The organism is Ensifer sp. 4252, from assembly GCF_050434565.1.
GTDB lineage: Bacteria > Pseudomonadota > Alphaproteobacteria > Rhizobiales > Rhizobiaceae > Ensifer.
This window is the reverse complement of the sequence record NZ_JBNDIU010000060.1, coordinates 1-2,500: the sequence shown is the minus strand read 5'-3', so window position 1 is coordinate 2,500 and position 2,500 is coordinate 1. Positions and strand designations below refer to the sequence as shown.

General features: G+C 54.8%; 1 tRNA gene and 2 rRNA genes (1 of these 3 cut by a window edge). All 3 read left to right on the top strand.

Annotated features, from left to right (window positions below):
* Positions 1–1,833: ribosomal RNA gene (locus tag ABIE33_RS35950) — 23S ribosomal RNA — on the top strand (it extends 1,031 nt beyond the left edge of the window).
* A gap of 245 nt (positions 1,834–2,078) precedes the next feature.
* A 5S ribosomal RNA gene (rrf, locus tag ABIE33_RS35945) occupies positions 2,079–2,193 on the top strand.
* A gap of 214 nt (positions 2,194–2,407) precedes the next feature.
* Positions 2,408–2,484 (top strand) — tRNA-Met (locus tag ABIE33_RS35940).
* Positions 2,485–2,500 lie beyond the last annotated feature (16 nt).

The following is a 2,500-nucleotide window of genomic DNA, read 5'->3' as shown; positions in this document are numbered from 1 at the left end:
TCGGCAGACACACGGCGGGTGCTAACGTCCGTCGTGAAGAGGGCAACAACCCTGACCTCCAGCTAAGGTCCCCAAGTCATGGCTAAGTGGGAAAGGATGTGAGGATCCCAAAACAACCAGGATGTTGGCTTAGAAGCAGCCATCATTTAAAGAAAGCGTAACAGCTCACTGGTCTAATTAAGGGTCTTTGCGCCGAAAATGTAACGGGGCTAAAGCCATGCACCGAAGCTGAGGATTGTGCATTCTTTGAATGTGCAGTGGTAGCGGAGCGTTCCGTAAGCCTGTGAAGGGATACCTGTGAGGGGTCCTGGAGGTATCGGAAGTGCGAATGTTGACATGAGTAACGATAAAGAGGGTGAGAGACCCTCTCGCCGAAAGACCAAGGGTTCCTGCTTAAAGTTAATCTGAGCAGGGTTAGCCGGCCCCTAAGACGAGGCGGACACGCGTAGTCGATGGGAACCACGTTAATATTCGTGGGCCTGGTGGTAGTGACGGATTGCTTAACTTGTACGCTCTTATTGGATTGGGTGTGCAGGGACGCGGTTCCAGGAAATAGCTCCACCGTATAGACCGTACCCGAAACCGACACAGGTGGTCAGGTAGAGTATACCAAGGCGCTTGAGAGAACTATGCTGAAGGAACTCGGCAAATTGCACGCGTAACTTCGGAAGAAGCGTGACCCTTTTTGACGCAAGTCGAAAAGGGTGGCACAGACCAGGGGGTAGCGACTGTTTATCAAAAACACAGGGCTCTGCGAAGTCGCAAGACGACGTATAGGGTCTGACGCCTGCCCGGTGCTGGAAGGTTAAGAGGAGGGGTGCAAGCTCTGAATCGAAGCCCCAGTAAACGGCGGCCGTAACTATAACGGTCCTAAGGTAGCGAAATTCCTTGTCGGGTAAGTTCCGACCTGCACGAATGGCGTAACGACTTCCCCGCTGTCTCCAGCATAGACTCAGTGAAATTGAATTCCCCGTGAAGATGCGGGGTTCCTGCGGTCAGACGGAAAGACCCCGTGCACCTTTACTATAGCTTTACACTGGCATTCGTGTCGGCATGTGTAGGATAGGTGGTAGGCTTTGAAGCAGGGACGCCAGTTCTTGTGGAGCCATCCTTGAAATACCACCCTTATCGTCATGGATGTCTAACCGCGGTCCGTTATCCGGATCCGGGACAGTGTATGGTGGGTAGTTTGACTGGGGCGGTCGCCTCCGAAAGAGTAACGGAGGCGCGCGATGGTGGGCTCAGACCGGTCGGAAATCGGTCGTCGAGTGCAATGGCATAAGCCCGCCTGACTGCGAGACTGACAAGTCGAGCAGAGACGAAAGTCGGTCATAGTGATCCGGTGGTCCCGCGTGGAAGGGCCATCGCTCAACGGATAAAAGGTACGCCGGGGATAACAGGCTGATGACCCCCAAGAGTCCATATCGACGGGGTTGTTTGGCACCTCGATGTCGGCTCATCGCATCCTGGGGCTGGAGCAGGTCCCAAGGGTTTGGCTGTTCGCCAATTAAAGCGGTACGTGAGCTGGGTTCAGAACGTCGTGAGACAGTTCGGTCCCTATCTGCCGTGGGTGTAGGAATATTGACAGGATCTGTCCCTAGTACGAGAGGACCGGGATGGACATATCTCTGGTGGACCTGTTGTCCTGCCAAGGGCATAGCAGGGTAGCTATATATGGAATGGATAACCGCTGAAGGCATCTAAGCGGGAAACCAACCTGAAAACGAGTATTCCCTTGAGAACCGTGGAAGACTACCACGTTGATAGGCTGGGTGTGGAAGTGCGGCAACGCATGAAGCTTACCAGTACTAATCGTTCGATTGGCTTGATCGTTCTTGTTGCCTATGCTCATCGAAGATGAGCATCGCAACGACCTTTGTCCGCACGCTGACGCGATCTGTAGATCGCTGCGCTGCCGACGGCGCGCGCCACAAGGCGCGACGCGCTCTGCGCTTGCGGCCTTACGGCCGAGGCGCAGACAGTGACGTGTTCAAAACAAAAAGAGGCGGTTTACCCCGGCCTCACCAGCTTCTCATTCGGTTTGCCCTAAGCTAAGGGCAAATCTTGCGCTTTGCCGACCTGGTGGTTCTGGCGGGGTGGCTGCACCCGTTCCCATTCCGAACACGGCCGTGAAACGCCCCAGCGCCGATGGTACTTCGTCTTAAGACGCGGGAGAGTAGGTCGCTGCCAGGTCTGCAAATCGCAAGAAAACAAACCGAAAATCTTCTCGACACACGACTTCGGCCCTGCCGAACATCGGGCCGCCCTCAAGCGGCCCTTTTGCTTAGGTAAGCTGAGAAGACAGTGCCCCTTACACGAGACAAATCCTTCGGATTTGCTCGGCAGAGACCATAAATCCCAAAGGATTTACGTTACCGCGATAAATCCCCTCGGGATTTACGCTTGGCGCGGGGTGGAGCAGCCCGGTAGCTCGTCAGGCTCATAACCTGAAGGCCGCAGGTTCAAATCCTGCCCCCGCAACCAAATCAAAAAAGCCCGC